General features: G+C 61.6%; 2 protein-coding genes and 1 pseudogene. All 3 read right to left on the bottom strand.

Going from position 1 to position 3,607, the window contains the following annotated elements; all coding sequences use genetic code 11:
- Window positions 1-763: pseudogene (locus ACWGTO_RS32865) on the bottom strand (HlyD family type I secretion periplasmic adaptor subunit); the annotation flags it as partial.
- Window positions 764-782: 19 nt separating this feature from the next.
- Window positions 783-2,477, bottom strand: a complete 1,695-nt coding sequence (locus ACWGTO_RS32860) for a type I secretion system permease/ATPase (protein ID WP_454578864.1) — start codon at window positions 2,475-2,477, stop codon at window positions 783-785.
- Between the two features lie 183 nt (window positions 2,478-2,660).
- A partial coding sequence (locus ACWGTO_RS32855; RefSeq protein WP_454578863.1) for a calcium-binding protein occupies window positions 2,661-3,607 on the bottom strand: 947 nt, incomplete at its 5' end.

Here is a 3,607-nt window from a genome sequence, read left to right as displayed (position 1 = left end):
GGCTCTCGAGTTCGGCTTTGCTCTGTTGGCTGCCGCCAATTGCGCCGAGGTTCTCGTCGATCAAACCCTGCAGATCCGAGGCGGACCGTTCCAGTTCCAGGATGCGCGGGCGGGTCGTCAATCCGGCCTTGAGCAGCTTCGACAGGCTGGCCTTCTCGTCAATCGTCGATTGCAGCTGTGCCAGGTAGGATTCGACCCGAGACTGCTTGCCCTGGATCTGCTCGTCGAGCTCGGCAATACGCCGCTCGAGGATCTGCGTGGCGCCGGCCATTGAGGCACGCTGGCTTTCCAGATCGGCGATCTGGTTTGCCATTGCATCCCTAAGATACTCCTCATGCTCCTTGAGGATGTCCTTGGGAAAGGCAACAGCCACGCTGCCGTCCAGTTCGGCCCGGATCCTGGCGTCGGTTGCGCGCAAAAGCGCATATTGCTGGGCATAGAGATTGAACTCGGACCGGATTCTGGTGTCGTCCAGCTTCAGCATGATGTCGCCCTTCCTGACGACGTCGCCATCCTTGACGCGGATCTCCTTAACCGTACCGCCGTCAAAATGCTGTACGCTCTTTCGATTGCCTTCCACCTTGACGATGGCGTCGGCGAGCACTGCGCCGTTCAGCGGGGCAAAGGCTGCCCAGCCGCCGAAAATACCGAAAAAGGCAACGATGATCAGCAGGCCGATATAGGCCGGCGCGCGGATCGAATCCGGGACCTGGATATCGGTTTCGCCGGGCAGGCTCCGGTAGGTGAGGGCGACGTCGCTCATCGATCTCTCCGGCCACAGCTCATTGGGTTGCTACCGCCATTGGTGCCGCGCGCTGGTTGAGCAGCGCCACGATCTCGTTCCTCATCCCGAAGGCCTCGACGGCGCCGTCGCGCAACAGAAGGATCTTGTCGACATTCGCCAGGGTCGAGGGCCGGTGCGAGACGATGATTACCGTGCTGCCGCGGCGCTTCAACTCAATCGCGCAGTCGCTCAGCGCGCGGTCGCCATCGGCATCGAGATTGGAACTCGGCTCGTCGAGAATGATGAGGTTCGGTGTGCCGAACACCGCTCGGGCAAGGGCAATCCGCTGCCGATATCCCCCTGACAGGACTGCGCCGCCTTCGCCGATCTGGGTCTCGTAGCCCTGCGGCAGGCGGATAATCATCTCGTGCACGCCAGCCAGCCGCGCGGCCTCGATCACTTCCTGGTCGACATTGGTTTTGAAGCGGCCGATGTTGGCGGCGACCGTATCGGCAAAGAGTTCGATGTCCTGCGGCAGGTAGCCGATGTGGTCGCCTAGCGCGTCGTGCCCCCACTGCGACAGGTCGGCGCCATCCAGCCTGACGGTGCCGCGGCTGGGCTGCGTGACGCCGGCAAGGTGACGTGCCAGAGTCGATTTGCCGGCGCCGGAAGGACCAACGATCCCGAGCGCCTCGCCTGCGTCCAGCCTGAACGATACGTCCCGCAGAAGCACTTTCTGCTGGCTGGCAATTGCAAAGCTGACCTGCTCGACCGAAATCTTGCCAGTGGGCTTCGGCAGGTTGAATGATCGTTCGTTCCGCGGTCCCCCGTCGACCAGCTTCTCGACCCGCGCTAACGCCGCCCTCGCCAGGATCAGGCTGCGCCAAAGGCCGACGATCTGCTCGACCGGCTGTAGCCCCCGGCCCAGCAAGAGGCTTGCGGCAAACATGGTGCCGCCTGTGATCTGCCGCTCGATCACCAGATAGGCGCCAAGGCCGAGGATCAACGACTGCATGGTTAGCCGCAGGAAACGGATGAGGCCGGACATCAGGGCGGCGCGGTCGCTTGCCTCCGCCTGGCGCCGCAGCGCCAGGTTACGGTCGCGCCCCCAGCGGCGGATGAGGCCGTCGATCATCCCCATGGCGCGAACGACTTCCGAGTTTCTGAGGCTCATCTCGGTAAAGTTATAGTTGGTCGTCGCCAGGTCGTTGGCCTGTTTCAGCGGTGAACGCACGAGATACTCGTTGAGCACGGCCATGGCGATCAAGAGCAGCGAGCTGCCCAGCGCGAAGAAGCCGAGCCATTGATGCAGCAGGAAGATGATGCCGATGTAGATGGGTGACCATGGCAGGTCAAACAGGGCATGGATGCCGCTGCCGGTAATGACCTGCCTGAACGTGTCGAAGTCGCGGATAGGCTGACTTGGCGAGGAGCCGGGCGATGGGGATTCGACCGACGCGGCGAGGATCCTTGCCGACAGCAGCCGGTCGAGCCGCGCGCTGGCACGCGTCAGAATCCAGGCGCGCACCAGATCGAGGCCGGCCAGCGAAAGGAAGGCCGCCAGCAACACAAGGGTCAGCATCACCAGCGTGGTCTGGCTACCGCTGGTCACCACCCGGTCGTAGATCTGCAGCATGTAGAGCGGCGAGGCGAGATAGAGCAGGTTGATCGCCAGGCTGAAGCCCGCCGCGATCAGGAAATAATAGCGGCACGCCAGCAGGGCGTCCTTCACGATCTGCGATTTTCTGTCGATACTCAAATACCCCAGCGGAGAACCGCCCCCCTGTCCACCTCTACGCGCCCAGGCCGATACTACTCCTGATCCTTCAGCCGGCCACGTGGTCGCTTCCTATTCCTGCCGTAAACCTTAATTCGTAAGCTGAATCAGGAACCGGCAACGAGAGGCGAGCCGCTTATGTCCGCGCGGCCTTTTGGTTCAGAGCACGAAATCGCTCGCCGTCAGTCCTAGGCCGATGCCAGTCAGCGTGATCTGGAATTCGGTACTGCCTGTAGTGCCGTTGACATCGGCACGGACAATGGTGTTACCGCCGACTTCCGACCACGTGATGCTGTTGGCTGCTGTGGCTGCATTCATGCCTCCGAACAGGAAGGCCTGATCGCCGGCACTTCCTGTATTTGCGTCGATCGAAGACAGGTCGATCTTGTCGGTGCCGTGCACAAAGTCGGTGATGGTATCGAAATTGCCGGCACCCGGCGCGGAATCCGAGACGTTTGTCCCGTAGTAGAAAGTGTCGGTTCCAAGGCCTCCGGTGAGTGTATCGGCGCCGACACCACCGACGAGTCTGTCATTGCCGTCACCGCCATTCAGGGTGTCGTTCCCGCCTTGGCCGAACAGCGTGTCGTTACCGGCGAGGCCGAAGATCTGATCCGCGCCGCCATTGCCGTAGAGGACATCGTCGCCATTGTTGTTACTAGGATCATTGAAGGTTTCTGCCGCGCCGTTGCCGTTGCTGCCGGTGATGACTTGGAACGTCTCGCTGTACTGGTAAGCAGGCCCGACCGGATCGCCGACCTGCGTTGATTGCACGGTTATGGAATACGCCTTGCTCGGCGAGAGGTTTCCCGAGCTCAACGTGTTGCCGGTGATCGAAAACAGTCCAGGGTCCGATTGCGAGGTTATGCTGTAGACGAAGCTGCCGGGATCTGGATCGGTTGCGGACAGTGTACCCGTGAACTGGAACGAGCTGAATGTCACATTGTCCGTCGTAGTGTTCGGCGTGAGTTGTATGTCCGTCGGAGCAAAGCGCGGCGGCGCATCTGCGGTGCCGAGGATGTCGATAGCGACCGAAGTGTGTGTGCCATCGGCGCTGACGACATCGAAGGTGTCGGTGTAGGTGGTGCCGGCGACGAACTCGTTATGGG

Source organism: Mesorhizobium sp. PL10 (genome assembly GCF_053714315.1).
The sequence above is the reverse complement of the archived record's forward strand: the minus strand, read 5'-3'. Positions and strand labels throughout refer to the sequence as shown.